The organism is Candidatus Hydrothermales bacterium, assembly GCA_039630235.1.
GTDB lineage: Bacteria > Hydrothermota > Hydrothermia > Hydrothermales > JAJRUZ01 > JBCNVI01.
Window position 1 is genome coordinate 38,471 of record JBCNVI010000001.1, and the last position, 17,088, is coordinate 55,558.

The window sequence follows — 17,088 nt, forward strand, 5'->3', positions numbered from 1 at the left end:
AATGAAGAAAGAAATTCCTCTAATAATAACTTTTATTTCTGGTTTTTTACTTATAGTTGCCTTTTTTATACCTCGTGAACCCTTTGGAAGCTTAGAGCAACGCTTTAACGATTGGTTCATAATTGTATCAGGTTTTACTTTAATACTAGGTGTAGATTCGCTTCTACTTTATCATTACAAAAAAATAAAAAGAAAGGATAAGGATGCCCCTTATTCTTTAATTCTCATAGCAAGTTTTTTAATTGTCCTTTTATGGGGAATTTATTCTGGAATAAAACATGGGAACCCCTTTAGTCCGGCTTCTACTTTCTTGAGATACTTTTACTCTTATGTTTTTGTTCCCCTGCAGGCTACAATGTTTGCACTTCTTGCCTTTTTCATATCTTCTGCAGCTTATAGAGCCTTTAGAGCAAGAACCTTAAATGCGACACTCTTACTTCTTTCTGCTGGAATTGTTATGCTTGGAAGAGTTCCAAAAGGAGAAGAAATTGTTCCCTATTTTACAGCAGTAACGTTAATTTTAATATCAATAACATTTGCATTAGAGGGACTTAAAAGAGCAAATCCGTTAGAAAAAACCTTGTTTTTAGGTATGGCTATTTTGTCTATTTTGCTTATTTATCCACTTTCAATACTTCTTAAAAAATATCTTGTAGAAATTACAAATTGGATAATGAATACTCCACAACTTGGAGCAAAAAGGGGTCTTTTTATCGGCATTTCTCTTGGAGCTATAGCAATGTCAGTTAGAATAATACTTGGAATCGAAAGGACCTATTTAAAATGAAAAACTTTTTTGAGAAAATAGCTAGAATTGATAGGAGAATTATATATTTATTGGTTTTTGTAGGGGTGGCGGTGCCTTTAGTAACTAAAAGGGGGTTTACGTTTGAGCCATCGGAAGAGGTTAAAAGGGCTTATGATTTTATAGAGAGTTTACCCGAGGGTTCAGTTGTTCTAATATCGATTGATTATGATGCGGCTAGTATGCCTGAGCTTCAGCCGCTTCTTGAGGTTGTATTAAGACATATCTTTTCAAATAATTTGAAGGTTTTAATGATGGGACATTGGCCTTTGGGGTTACCACTTGGGCAGATAGCATTAGAAAAGATTGCTAAGGAGATGAATAAAAAATATGGACACGATTATGTTTTTCTTGGATATAGACCTGGCGTGGCTGCGGTAATCCTTAATATGGGAAAAGAAATAAGAACAGTTTTTAACACAGATTATAAGGGTACACCTATTGATTCCCTTGAAATGATGAGGGATATTCATAATTATTCTGATATTGCTCTTCTTATAGGGTTTGAAGCAGGTGCTACAGGAGACTTTTGGGTTCAGTTTGGTCAGGCAAGGTTTGGGTTAAAGATAATTTTAACTTCAACAGCAGTTATTACACCTGATTTATATCCCTATTACCAAGCAGGTCAAATTGTTGGGTTAATAGGTGGTTTAAGGGGCGCAGCTGACTATGAAATACTTGTAAAAAGAAAGGGATTTGCCTATTCCGGTATGACAGCCCAGTCTGTAATTCACATAATTATCCTGATACTCATATTACTTGGTAATATAGGATACTTTGCATTAAGAAGATTAAAATGATAGATGTAATTTTTACTTTTATAGCAGCGGGTTTAACTTTAGCTATTTTTTCGTTCTTATATAAAGATAATCCTTTTTATAAGGTAGCTGAACATATATATGTAGGGTCTGCTGCTGCATTCTGGTTTTTATATCTTTGGTTTTTTGATATTGATCCGAAGATTATCGCACCCTTTAGGGCTTTATATAAACAATATGGATTTACAGGAATGTTTTCCCATTTAACTTTGGAACACTGGATACTCTTAATTCCTATAACACTTTCTATCTTTATGTTGCTTAGATTTATACCACCAACAGCTTGGATCTCAAGGTGGTCAATTGCTTTTCTTGTTGGCATGGCTGCAGGTCTTGGAATAACTGGTTCTCTCCAAGGTTACATAATACCTCAAACAGAGGCTACTTTGCTTCCAATTTATACAGGTGACTTATTTACAAGTTTTAATAACTTAATAATAATAATTGCTACAGTTTCAACTATAATTTATTTCTTTTTCTCAAGAGAACAAAAGGGAGTTATTGGAATATTTGCAAAAATTGGTATTACGTTCATAATGATTGCATTTGGGGCATCCTTTGGATATACGGTTATGGCTCGTGTATCACTTTTAATAGGTAGGATTCACTTTCTTTTGTTTGAGTGGTTATCATTTTTATTCTCTTAATCTTTTCACAAATTTCTTACTTTGAGTATATAAATCTAAGAGATAGCTATTTAAGATCAAATAATTTTTCAAAGTTAGAGGAAATTTCTCATAAAATGTTTCTGCAAGATAAATATAATGCTTTATATATATCTGATTTACTTTTGGCTTTGTCGGTTCAAAAAAAAGAGGAAAAGTTTATATCTTTTTGTGATTCACTTTTTAAATACTTTAAAAATCCTGCTGTTACCTTTCCAATCGTTAAGACTATTGAAAAGTTTAGTTCTCCTTATTATGTGAAATATTTGATAGAAAGAGCTAGAGAAAAGCTAGGTATAAAAACTCTTTATTCAAGAGAATACCTATTTTCGATTTTAAAATTGAAAGAATATAGTAAATTTTGGGAGGAGTTTCTAAGTTATAAAGATGTTTCTAATTTTTTAGGTATTTTTTCAGATTATCTTTCAGAGCTAGATAAAAGTTATATTGTAAAAATTTATGAGGATTCTAAACAGAAAGACTTAAAAGAGCTTTTTCCAGTGTTTTTAAGGGAATTTCTCAAAAGGGGGGAGTTTGAGTATGTAGTTGAGATTTACAATCTACTTGGAGAAAAAAGACAAGTTGATTCATTGGTTTATTCTTTATATAAAAATGATCCTGTTTTCTCAAAGAAAATTATAGATAAATTTTTTGATAATTGTGTAAAAGTATCTTTTTTTCTTAAAGTTGAAGATTATAAAGAGGCGCTAAGGCATAGAGAAAAGTGTGAGGATGAAAAGCTTAGATTATTAACTGAAATTTATAATTTGATTTTCTCAAATAAAAAAACTAAGGCGGAGTCAATTGTTGTTAATAACATTAAGATTTTGGAAAATGAAAATATTGAATTAGGTAAAATCTTTTATTTTCTTGAAGATTATAGGGTGGCTGATTCACTTTTAAGAAAATTCAACAATTTTGAAATTCTTCTATTAAGGGCAAAAATTAATATTTTTTTAGAGAAAATTGAAAGAGCAGATTCTATATTGTCACAGGCAATTTTAAGATTTCCTGAGGATGAAAAAATTTATAAGGCACTTTTTTTATCCTATCTTATCAAATTTGAAGAAAAAGAAAAGATAAAGTTTATAGTAGAATATGATGAAAAAATTGAAAAAGATGAGGATTTTGAAATGAATGGGAAAATTGATGAAAAGTGGAAAAACTATTTTCTGCTAAAAAAAGAAATAAGAAAGGGAAATTTTATTGAAGTAAAGGATACGCTCTTTAACAGTAATTTTTTATCAATACTTTATTTTGAAGGTTATCATGTATCAATAAAAAATGGAAATAAAGAGATGGCAAAAAAATTTTTAAAGTATATTATTGAAAATTTAAAGGACTCAGCTCTTTTTATTGTAGCACAGCGGAAAATTAGAGATATTTAGGTGGTTCGTAGTTTGGAGCCTCCTTTGTAATTGTTATATCGTGAGGATGACTCTCCCTGAGACCAAAGGAACTTATTACAACAAACTTTGCCCTTTTTCTAAGCTCCTTTATGTTTTTGGCACCTACATAGCCCATTCCAGCTCTTATTCCTCCAGCAAGTTGATATATTACATCTCTGATAGATCCCCTATAGGGAACTATTCCTTCAACTCCCTCTGGAACAAACTTTATCGCTTTATCTTGGAAGTATCTATCGCGTGATCCCTTTTTCATAGCGGAAAGCGAACCCATAGCTCTATATGTTTTGAACCTTTTACCCTCATGAATAACTATTTCTCCAGGACTTTCATCTGTTCCAGCAAAAAGGTTACCTATCATAACACAATCAGCTCCACCGGCAAGAGCTTTTACGATGTCACCAGAGTATCTGATTCCTCCATCAGCAATTAGAGGAACTTTATATTTCCTTGAAACTTTATAACATTCCATAATTGCAGAAAGTTGTGGAACTCCAACACCAGCAACAACTCTTGTTGTACATATTGATCCAGGGCCTATCCCCACTTTTATTCCGTCTACATCTAGTTTAATAAGATCATGTGCTGCTTCAGAAGTGGCAATATTTCCTACAACCAAGTCTACGGGGAGATTTTTTCTTTTTATTTTTTTTGTTATCTCTAAGACTCTTTTTGAGTGAGCGTGAGCAGTATCTATGACTATTACATCTACTTCAGCCTCAATTAGCTTATAAAGTCTTTCTTCCCAGTCATCTCCGGTTCCAATTGCTGCAGCAACTCTCAGTCTACCTTTTGAGTCTATATTCGCGTTAGGATGTTCAATTTTCTTAGAGAGATCTTTCAATGTAATAAGACCCTTGAGCTTTCCCCTCTCATCGACAACTGGTAATTTTTCAATCCTATTTTCAATAAGAATTTTATGAGCTTCTTCAATTGTAATATTTTCTCTACCAGTTATAACGTTTTTTTTCATCACATCTTTTAATTTTAACTGTGAGTTTTCTACGTACCTGAGATCCCTTTTTGTAGCAATTCCAACAAGAGTTTTGTCTTCTAAGACTATAGGAATTCCTGAGATTTTATACTTTTCCATTACTTCTCTTGCTTTTTCAACTCTGTCTTCTGGCGAGAGTGTAATTGGTTCCTTTATTATCCAGCTTTCGTATCTTTTTACTTTTATGACTTCTTCTTTTTGTTCATCTGGAGACATATTTCTATGGATAACTCCGATTCCACCTTCTTGGGCAATTGCAATTGCCATTTCAGACTCTGTTACGGTATCCATCGCTGCAGAAACAAAGGGGATATTTAAGGATATATTTCTTGAAAATTTTGTTTTTAAGTCTGTTTCATAGGGTAAAACGTTACTTTTTGCAGGTTTAATTAAAACATCATCAAAGGTAAGACCCTTTTCAAAATTTTTCATTGTAATTTATAATATAAGTTGAATATGAAAGTCAAAAGAATTTTAGGTAGATTTTCTATCTTTTTTCTTTTAAGCACCATAATATATATCTCATATCTTTATGCTCTTTGGAAAACAAAAAAAGATTTAATAGTAAAAACAAAGTCCTTTTTTGGTGAAAAAGTTGACATAAAAGATTTAACTTTGAATTTTTCAGAATTTAAATTTAAAACTTTAAAAACTGATTGGTTTTCCTTAAAAAATTTTTCTGCAAATTTTAATATTTTTGCACTGTTTTTTTTCAGAAACTTGGGTAACTTTGAGGCTGAATCGCTAAGTTTGGATGTTGACTCACTAGTTTATTTCTTAAAAAAGAAAGTAAATTTAGATACAAAAGGAACAAAAAGAGATTTTGTATATTTTCTCATAGAGAATGCTCATGTAAAAAATATTAAATTAAAATACAGAGGAATTTTACATGAAATAAAGAATTTAAAACTTTCATTTAGGTTACAGGGTAAAGATTATCAGGGTGCTTTTAATTTTTATTCCCCGACTTTTTTTGATCTTAAAGCTGAAGTAGTTATCTTAGGAAGAGATAGGAGTTTAAAAATTTTCACGAAAAATTTGAGTTCAGGGGTTTTTAGTTTTAGTCTTTCAGGAAATTTGGAAGGTGAGCGTTTTGCTCTTTCTTTAAAAAACCTTCATTTTAAAAATTATAATTTTGACAAAATTGATATAAAAGGAAAAATTAAAGATTACGGTCTAAAAATTGATAGAATGGATATAATTTCAAATTTTGTTAATTTACATTTGAATTTTATTTTTGAAAATCAGGAATTTATAGGTTTTTTAGTTGGAGAGTTAAATTTAGAGAAAGTAAGGTCAGATGTTTCAAGTAAATTTAACATTGATTTAAAAAATGAGAGATTTTCTGGAGAGATTTTATTTAAAAATTTAAAATATGAAAAGTTTGAATTTGACACAATTTTTTATAGAGGAAAGATAAGTAAAGATTTAGAGTTTGAGCCAGATTCTTTTCATATTTTTTCAGATTTTTTAAAAGTTCATGGCAAAGGTAGATTTAAGGAAGTAAATTTCAAAGTTGTATATTTATCAAAAGAATTTTTAGAAAAATTCGGATTTCCCGATTTTGAAGGAAATTTCAATCTAAGGGGAGCAGGAATTCTAAAGATTAAAAAGAAAAATTTTGACATAATAGCTCAAGGTATAGTTGAAAATCTCTTTATAAAAGACATTAAATCAGATACAATAAATTTCACTTTTAAAAGAGAAGCAGGTTTTAATAGCATAAATTTTCATTCTAAAAAAATCTATTTTAAAAATCTAGAAGGCTCTTTAGATATATTGAAGTTAAATTTTTTAAATCTCGATAGTTTAAATTTTGTTTTAAATGGTAATTTACCTGTTTTCGGAAACTTTGAGGAAGAAGGTTACTTTATCAATAAAGAAAATAGAAAAATTCTAAAAATTAAAGGTGGTCTAATTTATTTACATCCCTATTTTGATGTAAATTTAGATTCGCTTAGATTTTTAAACGGTTATATAAAAGCAAAAAAAGAAGATGGGTTTTTAAAAGTAAACATTTATAATCTAGATCTATCATATTTGCCAATATTTAATTTAGTCGGTACATTAAATTCACAAATTAACTTAATTTATAAAGATTTGAAGTTTAAGCTTTCTGGAGGTTTTGTAAAGTTAAAGGACTTTTTTTATAAATCCCTAGGTGCTGATTCGTTAGATTTTTCATTTAAAAGTAAAGAAGATACAATTATTGGAAGTGGTTTCTTTATAAGGAGTGGTAAAATAGGAGAGATAAAATTTATTCATAAAGACGAGGAAACAAAATTTGAAATTTCAGGCACTAATTTTAGTATAACTGATTTCGAAATCTTTTTCCGTGAACTTTTCAAGTTGGAAGACGGAAATTATAACTTCAGATTTATAGGAACTTTAGGTAAAGATAAAAAATTTAGATACACGGCTAAATTAAATTGTAATAATGCAAAAGGAATTTTTTACCCTGTTGTTACGAATTTTGAAAAGACTAACATTTATATTTTGTTTATAAATGATACTTTTAGTTATGATTTTCAAGGTTTAAGTGAAGAGGGAGAGATAAAGGGAAGTGGTGTAGGTAAACTTGGCTACCTAGAAAAAGGATTTAATTTAACTGGAAAAATAAAACTTATAAATGTAAGAATTTATCCTGTTCAGAACATAGATGCTAATGTAAATGGTGAGGTAATTTACGTTAAAGATCAAAGAGGTCTTTATATTGAGGGGGATCTGTTTGTAAATAAGTGCTTTATATACCCCTACTTTGAAAAAGAAGACCTAACTAATTTTTCAAAAACTTATATAAATTTAAACTTAAAGGGTGAAAATATCTACATAGCTAGTGAATATTTAAATGCAGAACTAAAAGGAAATTTGACTATTTTTACTCCAGATTTAAAAAGAAAAGTTTTTAAGGGTAGATTTGATGTCAAAAGGGGAAATATTTTTTATTTAGGGAAAATTTTTGACATAAAGGGAAGCTCTTACATAGAGTTAAAGGGAGAAGAAAAATTTGATCCTGAACTTTTTGTAGAAGCCGAGACTCAACACTTTGACCCTATTAAAAAAGAAAAGATAAAAATTTTTGTGAAGGTAAAAGGGAAACTCTCAGGTCCTCAATTTTTATTAAGTTCTGATCCCCCTATTTATAGCGAGAGTGATTTACTTAGACTTTTAACATTAGGTGAAGAAGTACTTGGATCTACTATTATTGAGGGTGCTGTATCCCAAGAAATCCGAAAGAGATTAAAGGTAGAAGAGCTTATGATCACTGGTCTTTTAAAAGGTGATCCTACTTTTACTGTTGGAACATATATTACTCAAAACATATACCTAAAATATTCACAAGCTCTTGTAGATCGTTCAAGGAATTTGTATCTTTTGAAATATTTTTTATTACCTAGTTTATCAATATATACAGAAAAGGATGAAAAAGGAAGTTTACAAAGTGGTATTGAATTTGAAATAAGGTTTTAATCTTTTTTGAATCTTAGATCCTTCCATAGGGTTTCAAAAAATACCCTTAGGTACGAAAGATTTTGATCTTTTCTAACTCTTTCAAAGAACTCAAGAATATAAATTAGTGAGATAGAGAAAAAGAAGGAAATAAAGATTCCACCTAAGAGAATGTGACTCCTTTTGGGTGTTTTTTTATATTTTGAGTAGCCTGGTTTTGAAACAATACTAAAAAAGGGTATATCTCGCGAAGCCTCAATTTTTGTATTTTCAAGCTCACTAAGAAGGTTTTTGTAAATTTCAGAGAGAGACTCAATTTTTCTCCAAAGACGAGCAAGTTCTACGCTAATTTCAGGAACCATCGACAAAGATGAACCAAATCCTGCTCCAAATCCTCCTTTTATGTTCCTGTTTTCTATAGCTTCAATTTCTTTTTTTAGCTCTAAATATCTTTTTTTTAGTCTTTTTAACTCAATATCGTTTGTGTCTTTTATTACTGCGAGCATAGTTTTATAGTCTATCTCAGCTTCAATCTCCTCTTTCTTTAATTCTGCATATTTGGGAAAAATATTGTTAAATTCTTCTTCTACGTTGTGAACACCGTATTTTAATTTTAGCGTTTTATAAGTGTCTTCTACAGCTTTTAGCTGTTTTTCAACAAGAAAAAATCTTTCTTTCAGTAAGTTTTCTCTCTTTTCATAGAATTGGTTATGGATTTTCTTTATAAAATTTTCAAGATTATTTAAAATTTCATTTAAAATCTTTACTCCAGTTAAGGGATTTTTATAGATTAGGCTTATGTTAATCATTCCACTTTTTTGAATACTTACTTTATAAAATTCTCTGAACTTCTTTAAAGCCTCATCCATATCCTCTGCCTTTAAAGTTTCAATTAGGCCAAATTTTTCTATCACTGGAGAGAGAATTCCGCTTTCCTCTGAAAGTGAAGCTAGTATATCGGAGGGAGTTATATAAACACCATAACTTACCGGCATAAGTTGGAGCAAAGTCAAATACTCCGAGGGTAGGGTTTCACTATGTATTGGTTCAGCTTTGTAAGGCATTATTATTGTGGATATAATGTATTTCTGTGGTATTAAAAATGTTAAAACTATAACAAAAAGGGTTGAAATTATAAAAAATTTATAAAAGAGTTTTCTCCATTTTAAGAAAATTTCAAAGATTATTTTGAATTCCATGGTATTATTATAACGTCTCCATCAAGGAGAAAGGGATTTTGTGTAAGGTCCCCATTTTCGAAATATTTTTGTAATTCTAAAGTGTCAACCTGATTTTCTCTTTTTAAAATAATTTTTTCAACTTTTTTTGAAATTACTTCTTTCAAAAATTCGGATAATCTTTTCATCCCATCAGTGTAATAGACACCAGGCTTTTCCAAATTTCCTACAACATGAACTTCAATGGGGGCTGTTTCTGTTACAAACACTCTAATTTCCGTGCCCTCAAATTTTTTCTTAATTACCTCATTTATTTCTTTTTCTACCTCTTTTATTTTTTTACCACTCACTTTAAAAAATCCAAGATTCGGTCCACTTATCTCTGAAATTGGTACATTTGAAAATTTCAAAGAGGTAGGTGTTGTTATTATCCATATTTCACCAGTGTGCGTTACCTGTTGCATGTAAACTTGATTATAGGTCCCAAAAAAAACAATAGTTAAAATATCTCCTCTTTTTATTTTATAATCCTCATTTATAAGATAAGCTTTTGAGTTCGAAATATAAGGAATAAATTTTGACGGGACTTCATAATATATGATTTTCTCGGCGCTTGATAGCATTTGTATTACAAAAGTCAGATAGAGCATTAATTGATTTTAAGCTCAAAAGAACTTTATAATCAAATTAGTATCTCTATGGAAATTATACCAGAGCCCTTAATTTTTAATAAAGATAGACTTTTTATTTTAGATCAGAGAAAGATCCCATTTAAAGAAAAATACTTTATTGCAAGAAACTTTAATGATGTAAAAATTGCAATTAAGAATATGATACTAAGAGGAGCTCCCTTAATTGGAATAGCAGGAGCCTACGGGATTTTGCTAGGCATAAGAAAAAAATTTAAATTAGAGAATTTTTATAAAATGAAAGAAGAGCTGCTTTTGCTGAGAAAGACCCCCTATAATCTCAACTATACACTTTCAATTTTAGAAGGATTAATAAAAAAGGGAGCAGGATATAGTGATCTTGAAAAAGAAGTAGAAAATATTTTTGAGAGAGAAAAGTTGAGGTGTGAAAGAGTTGGTGAGAACGGTTTTAAAGTTTTCAAAGAAAAAAATCATAAAAGAATTTTAACTCATTGTAATACAGGAAAATTAGCAACAGGAGGAATTGGTACTGCTTTGGGAGTTATCTATAAATCAAGAGAAATAGTCGAAATGGTTTATGTAACAGAAACAAGACCCTACTTTCAGGGTGCAAGGTTAACCTCCTATGAACTCTCTAAGTTAAACATACCCTTTAAAATTATTCTTGATGCAGAAGCAGCTTTATTAATGAAAAAAGGCATGGTCGATGCTGTAATAGTAGGTGCTGATAGAATAACTATGGATGGTTATTTGGCAAATAAAATAGGAACACTATCTATAGCAATTTCAGCAAAGGAGTTTGGTATCCCATTTTACGTAGCATCACCAATATCAACTATTGATTTAAGCGCAAAAGGAGAAGAGGGTATAAAACTAGAGGAAAGAAGTGGTGATGAAGTAAGAGGTTGGGGTAAAACAAAATGGATTCCACAAAATTTTGATGTCATGTACTATTCATTTGACTTAACTCCTCCATTTCTTATAAAAATGATAATTACGGACATGGGCAATTTTAGCCCCCAAGAACTAGAAACGGTTCAATTCCGTGATGAAAAAAGGGAGCTTTTTTAAATGCCAAATAGACATTATGCTTTTGTTCTAATAAAAGTCCAAATTGGAAAGGTTCCTGCAGTTGCTCAAAAACTTTATAATATAAATGAGGTAAGAGAAATATTCATGATAACGGGGCCTTTCGATGTACTTGCCATTATCGAAACAGAAAGTTATGAAAGATTGGGAGATATAATTGCAGAAGAAATTCAAAAGATACCTGGAATAGTTGAAACTCAAACACTAATGGCCTTTAGAACCTATAAATATTTAGAAAAATGAAAAAATTTCTTTTAATTTTAGCGTCTTTTAATATTTATCTTTTAGCAGCAATTACAAGTTTTAAGGTTACTCCCTCTACTTTTACAGTTGGTGACTATGTGACTATTTCAATTACAGCTGATAGGGACGGGCCCATATCTTTCTTTTTAGCTAACAGTGCAAATCTGGTTCATCCTAACACTGGTAATATAATAGGAGGCGTTTATCAAGGTTTACATAGAATTTTGAAAGCTGGTAGAGATTCAATTTACGTTGCAGGAACTCCTGGAAATGCCTATAGTAATGCTTTTACTGCTAATCCAAAATCGCCAAGTAGAATTCTTATCCTATTTAATACTCAGATTCATTTAGCTGGTGATAGCATAAATAGGGGAAGAAGTTCTATTTCACTTCCAATTTTTCCTGTAGGAGAGCGTATAAAATTTAACATTAAATTAACTGATATCTTTTATAACGAAAGTCCCTATTCAGATACTTTAAGCGTAAACGTGAAAACAGATGATCCTTATGCTATAGTTCAAAATCCAATTTATTTTCTTCCAGGTGAAACTTCAAAAGACATAGAGGTTATCTTCAAAAGAGCAACAATTCCTTACCAATTATCACCAAATGACAAAAGAGTTTTGTATGGTATCCCCTCTAATTCAAATTTTAAGGGAGATACTGCAAGATATAACGTAAATTCCCCCTTTTTTCATGTAAGGGCTGGTGACTATTCCAAGCTCTTAATTCTTGAGTATTGGGATTCTTTAGGTATAATACAAGGAGAGATTTTTGATCCTGGAAATGAAATAGTCGGAAAAATTTCAAAATTTAAACCGCATCCTTCGGGATTAAGTTTTTGGCTTGAAGCTCTTGCTTGCGATAGATACTATAATAGGGTAGCCGGAAATAACCTAAGAGTATCTCTAAATTTTGAAACCCCTCTTCCTCAAGGAAGTAGTGTTATACCTGAAACCGTAAGCTTAAAAGACGGAAGAGATACTATTATCGTTAATATAACCTCTTCTGGACTTTATTCGTGTTACCTAAGTGATAAAGACTTTTATATCGAAAGTAGCAGAGAACTTGTGGATATAAGGGGTAACTTCTATAATATTACAATAGATCCAGATACAATTCTTTCTTGTACTCAACTTTTTAGATTTATTTTAAGGTACTACGATGCTTCAGGATTACAAGCTAATTCAAATCACAGGGTTTTTTTAATTCCAGTTTTAGCATCCAATAGAAATCAGAGATCTAAGGGTTTTCTATCTGATACAGTTTTTAATTTAACTCAAGGAATTTTAGATGTCTATTTAAGGTACTGTACAACTATTCCTGTAGAGGAAATTTCAATCAAAGTTATCGATGAAATAGGAACGGCTCCTTTCTTTTCGGAACCGATATTTGTAAATAGTTTTTCAGCTGGCGAAACTCTTTTAGTCTATCCGAATCCCTTTGGAAACGTAAAATATACTGGTGTAAAGTATGATATGCTTTACATTGAATTTTATCTACCTGAGCCATCTGATGTAGAGATCTTTATTTACGATCCTTTTGGACACCCTGTCAGGAAATTTAAGTTTCCCTTACTATCTACCGGAAAACATAAAATAGCGTGGGATGGAAGAAATGATTCAGGAAAGAAGGTTTCAAGCGGTTCTTACATTTTGATTTTTAATGCTGTAAAGGGTGCAAGAACAATTTATAAGAAAACAAAAAATATTTCAGTAATATGGTAATTTTAACTTTATTAAAATTTTTAATATTAGGAGCCTGGGGTATGCCAGGCTCTTTTATGTTATATTCGCCCTCTGCTAAATCCTTTGCCTTAGGTTCAGCATATACAGCCTTTGTTGGCGACCCTGCCTCTATATACTTCAATCCCTCAGGAATTGCTGAATCAAATCCACAGGAAATTCAATTTTCTCAAAGTTTTTTACCCTTAGGAGGTAATTACGGATGGATAGGATATGTAAGACCAACGAAAAAAATAGGTAACTTTGGTTGTGGTTTTTTATTCATGAATTCAGGTAAAACAAAAATCACTGATCCTGAGAATAAGTTTGGAGGAAATTTTGTGCATTTTGAATCAGCACTTTTTTTAACTTATGCGAGAGAATTTTCAAATTATTTTGATTTTGGATTTTCTTACAAGTTACTTTATAAATCAATATCAAGATTTTCTTCAGTGGGTCATGCATTTGATCTAGGTTTTATTTTCCTTCCACAAAATGTATTAAAAATAGGGGTATCCTTCTTAAATTTACTTAATGTCCCTTATAAATTAATAGAAGAATCAGAAAAAATTCCATTGACAATAAGAGCAGGAGCACTATCAAGCTTTTTTGAGGGAAAATTCAATTTACTCTTAGATTTTTACAGTGTAAACGAATGGAATGAAAACCATTACTCTTTAGGAGTTGAGTATACTCCAATTGATGTTTTCTCTGTAAGAATAGGGATAACTAAATACAGTTTCACAGCTGGATCCGGAGTTTACCTTAAACTTCCGGGTAAAAAAATAGGAATTGATGTGGGAGGTTCTTATCACTATGAGAGCAATAATTTATTTCCCTTTACTGGTTTTATTACTTTATATTTCCAATTTGCCGGATTTAGAGTAGAAGTGACCCCCCACACAAGAGTTTTTTCTCCAAGATCCCCAGAGAATAACATACTAAGGATTGATCTTTTTACTCAGGCAAAAAAAGAAGTTGAAAGATGGCAATTTTTAATAAAGGACTATAAAGGTGAAGTTAAAAAGGTTTATAAGGATTTTGGGGAGACACCTAGAGAAATTTTATGGGACGGAAGAGACGACCTTGGTATACTAGTTCAAGATGGCCTTTATTATTATGAATTTCGAGTTGTTCAAAAAGATGGTAGTGTACTAATAGATACGGGTTTTCTTGCTGAAGTAAGGACCATAGGACCAAAAGGCGAGATTTTCTATAGAGAAAAGGTGGAAAAAGAAGAAGTTGAGGAAGAAAAAAAGGAGGAAGAAGTAAAATGATTTATCTCTTTTTTATAGGTATTTTATTTTCACCGCAAGAAATTAAATTGATCGAGGATGCAGAACTTGTATTCCGTGAGGGACTTTACGAAGAGGCTATTAGTCTTTACAATAGGGCGCTTAAAACAAATTTAAGCAAAGAGATGAAAAACGAAATTCTCTATAGGATAGGGGAGTGTTACTTTAACATGGGAGAGTATGAAAAGGCTTTAAAAGTTTTTGAGGATTTAGAGTCTAAGACTCATAAAACTTACCTTTATCCAGAAGTTCTTTATGCATTAGGTGTGGTTCACTTAGCCCTTAATCACCATGATAAAGCTAAATTCTATTTAGTTGAAAAAATAAAAGAGTTTCCCTCTTATGCAAATGATATAAGGATAAATGAGGGTCAGGGGATTTATTATTTTACTCAGACAATATATGAGAGTAGTTATGAAAAATTAAAAAATGCAATTTCAGGGGTTGGTATTTTTTATAAGGCTTTGGCTCTTGCAAGGCTTAAAAGACCAGTTGAGGCTTTAAGAGAATTTAAAAGAGTTCAGATGCTTTATCCTCTTACACCCCTTGCAGAGTATGCAGCTTATGAATCAGCAGAAGCTCTTTTTATTAATAACGACTTTACTGGAGCTTTAAGTTTATACCAGAAATTCATAGAACAATTTGGTACTTCCTCCCTTGTTGATTATGCGAAATACAAAATAGGAGTTTGCTATCTTCACCTTGGCTTACCATCTCAGGCACTAACATATTTTAACGCTCTACTTGGACATCCCGATGAAATCTTAGTTTCTCATTCATATTTGATGGGTGGGATAGCATTAAGAGAAATGGGGGACTATGAAAAATCAATTAAATTTCTTTTAAAATCAGCTTTTGATTTTCCTCACGTAGGTTCTGCTCCTTTGGCTCATATAGAACTTGGAAAAACATACATTTTAACTGGAGATCAGGAAGGAGCTTTAATAGTTTTTAAGCAACTTTCAAATACCTATGTAACTGGTGAATTTGCAGGGATAGGTGATTATCTTGCCGCAAGTATTCTCTATAAAAATAAGAGAACATTAGAGGCACAGTTTCAACTGGAGAACCTCATAAAATATTATCCTAAATCTCATATAATCTTTGCAGCATACGTTTTACTTTTAAAATGTATGATTGATACAAGACAAACAAAAGAGGCAATACTAAGGGGTGAAGAATTTCTCAAAAGAGAAATTAATAGCTCCTATAGGGCAACCGAGAATGACCTGTCTCAAAGTTACAGAGAAAAGTGGATAAACAGAATAAAATTAATGTTAGCAGAGGCTTATTATCAAGAGGGAGACTTGCAAAATGCTATAAAATATTACGAAGAGTTGATCGAGAGTGGAGACTCTGATATTATGCCGGAGGTCTTCAACGGTCTTGGATGGAGCTATCTTGAAAGCGAAAGATTTGAGAGTGCCATTCAGAAATTTGATGTAGTAATTAGTTCCTATCAAAGGGATACATTTGCTCTTATATCTTCGATCTTTGGTAAAGCAGTTGCAATATACAACTCTTGTGCTTTTATAGCAGATCAATCTCAAAAAGAGGAAAGATTCAAAAATGCTGCCTTTACTTTCAAAGAAGTAGTGAGGCTTTATCCTTATAGTGAACTTGCACCTGCTGCTTTGTTTTATGCTGGAGATGCTTTTGCAAAGGCAAATCTTTATGGTAACGCAGTCCAAGAATGGGAAGCTGTTTTATCAGAATACCCTGCCACAGATTATGCAGGTTACGCAGCTTACTGGCTAGGTGATACTTACTTTAGGGCAGGAGAACTAGATAAAGCCGTATCTTATTTTAAAATTTTGCTTGAACAGTATCCAGAAAATAAGTTTGTAAAAGAAGGGTATCTAAGGTTAGCGTCAACCTATTACACTATGAAAGACTATGATAATGCGAGGGATATTATAAAGAAGTTTTTGTATTTATTTCCTGAAGACACCCTTGTAAAAGATGCGAAATCTCTCTTAGAGCAGGTTTACTATTTTAAACTTGAAAAGGAGCCGGAAAGGCTAGAGGAGTTTGCAAAGGAGTTTCCAGAAAGTGAACTTCTTGCACAGCAGCTCTATAGAGAAGCAGTAAAACTTTATAACGAAAAAAAATACGATGAAGCAATTGAAAAGGCGAAAAAGGTAATACTTCTTTTTCCCTCTTCTATAAATGCACCAGAGGCACAAAAGGTTGTTGTCGCTTCATATGGTGCGTTAAACAACTTTAAGGCAATGGCTGAAGAGGCAGAAAAGTTTGTTCAATACTTTCCTAAACATGAGGAAGTACCTGTTATGTTAAAAGCTGAAGCACAAGGTTTAATACAAATAGAGGAATACGCTAAAGCAAACGAAGTACTAGATAGACTAATCTCAAATTATTCTTCAAGTCCACAAGCTAAAGAAGGAATAATTCTTAAGGCTGAGGTTTTGTTAAATTTAGGGAAACTAAGAGAAAGCATTAAGATTTTAGAGGAGACTTCACCAACAGAAGAGTATGCCACAAGATATTATTATCTTTTAGGTGAAGCGTATAATAAGTTAGGTCAACCAGATAGGGCAATAAACTATTATTTATCCCTTTTAAAATTTGGAGATATAGATGATCCTTATAGAATAAGGGGACTATATACTCTTGCAAATCTTTATCAGTTAAAGGGTGATAATAAAAGTGCTGCGGCTATTTATGAAGCTATTGCTCAGATAACAACTGATCAAAATATAAAAAATGATGCCCTTTCAAGGGCAAGTATTTTGAAGGGTAAATGAGTTCTA

Annotated in this window: 13 protein-coding genes; 10 read left to right on the forward strand and 3 right to left on the reverse strand. The window is 31.5% G+C overall.

Annotated elements, in window-relative coordinates; translation table 11 throughout:
- Position 1 precedes the first annotated feature (1 nt).
- The 4 genes from ABDH49_00160 (at position 2) to ABDH49_00175 (ending at position 3,676) form a co-directional block, all read left to right on the forward strand.
- Entirely contained in the window at positions 2-787 is a 786-nt protein-coding gene (locus ABDH49_00160; protein ID MEN3045391.1) for a hypothetical protein, read from the forward strand.
- On the forward strand, positions 784-1,605 hold the full coding sequence (locus ABDH49_00165; protein MEN3045392.1) for a hypothetical protein: 822 nt from the start codon (positions 784-786) through the stop codon (positions 1,603-1,605). Before ABDH49_00160 ends, ABDH49_00165 begins: the two co-directional genes overlap by 4 nt.
- Positions 1,602-2,270: a hypothetical protein gene (locus ABDH49_00170; GenBank protein ID MEN3045393.1), complete on the forward strand. Its 669-nt coding sequence runs from the start codon at positions 1,602-1,604 to the stop codon at positions 2,268-2,270. The genes ABDH49_00165 and ABDH49_00170 overlap by 4 nt, the downstream gene beginning before the upstream one ends.
- Before the next feature lie 95 nt (positions 2,271-2,365).
- On the forward strand, positions 2,366-3,676 hold the full coding sequence (locus ABDH49_00175) for a hypothetical protein (protein ID MEN3045394.1): 1,311 nt from the start codon (positions 2,366-2,368) through the stop codon (positions 3,674-3,676).
- Here the strand turns inward: ABDH49_00175 and guaB are convergent.
- Entirely contained in the window at positions 3,663-5,120 is a 1,458-nt protein-coding gene (guaB, locus tag ABDH49_00180) for an IMP dehydrogenase (protein ID MEN3045395.1), read from the reverse strand. The genes ABDH49_00175 and guaB overlap by 14 nt on opposite strands.
- A 24-nt stretch (positions 5,121-5,144) precedes the next feature.
- Here guaB and ABDH49_00185 point away from each other — a divergent pair, with 24 nt between their 5' ends.
- A complete protein-coding gene (locus tag ABDH49_00185; protein ID MEN3045396.1) occupies positions 5,145-8,159 on the forward strand; it encodes a translocation/assembly module TamB domain-containing protein in 3,015 nt (1,004 codons plus the stop codon).
- On the opposite strand, the gene ABDH49_00190 is transcribed toward ABDH49_00185, so the two are convergent.
- Positions 8,156-9,337, reverse strand: a complete 1,182-nt coding sequence (locus ABDH49_00190; GenBank protein ID MEN3045397.1) for a hypothetical protein — start codon at positions 9,335-9,337, stop codon at positions 8,156-8,158. The genes ABDH49_00185 and ABDH49_00190 overlap by 4 nt on opposite strands.
- On the reverse strand, positions 9,322-9,966 hold the full coding sequence (locus ABDH49_00195; GenBank protein ID MEN3045398.1) for a hypothetical protein: 645 nt from the start codon (positions 9,964-9,966) through the stop codon (positions 9,322-9,324). Before ABDH49_00195 ends, ABDH49_00190 begins: the two co-directional genes overlap by 16 nt.
- Positions 9,967-10,014: 48 nt before the next feature.
- Between ABDH49_00195 and mtnA the strand changes: the two genes are divergently transcribed.
- From mtnA to ABDH49_00220, 5 genes are read left to right on the forward strand one after another with little or no spacing between them, the layout of a single operon-like run.
- The gene (mtnA, locus tag ABDH49_00200; protein ID MEN3045399.1) at positions 10,015-11,037 is read left to right on the forward strand and encodes an S-methyl-5-thioribose-1-phosphate isomerase; all 1,023 of its coding nucleotides are present in this window, start codon (positions 10,015-10,017) and stop codon (positions 11,035-11,037) included.
- Positions 11,038-11,298, forward strand: a complete 261-nt coding sequence (locus ABDH49_00205) for an Lrp/AsnC ligand binding domain-containing protein (GenBank protein ID MEN3045400.1) — start codon at positions 11,038-11,040, stop codon at positions 11,296-11,298.
- Positions 11,295-13,025, forward strand: coding sequence for a FlgD immunoglobulin-like domain containing protein (locus ABDH49_00210; GenBank protein MEN3045401.1), 1,731 nt, complete (start codon positions 11,295-11,297; stop codon positions 13,023-13,025). Before ABDH49_00205 ends, ABDH49_00210 begins: the two co-directional genes overlap by 4 nt.
- Complete coding sequence (locus tag ABDH49_00215) at positions 13,019-14,299, forward strand: PorV/PorQ family protein (GenBank protein ID MEN3045402.1); 1,281 nt, start codon at positions 13,019-13,021, stop codon at positions 14,297-14,299. Before ABDH49_00210 ends, ABDH49_00215 begins: the two co-directional genes overlap by 7 nt.
- A complete protein-coding gene (locus ABDH49_00220) occupies positions 14,296-17,082 on the forward strand; it encodes a tetratricopeptide repeat protein (protein ID MEN3045403.1) in 2,787 nt (928 codons plus the stop codon). Before ABDH49_00215 ends, ABDH49_00220 begins: the two co-directional genes overlap by 4 nt.
- Positions 17,083-17,088: the final 6 nt, after the last annotated feature.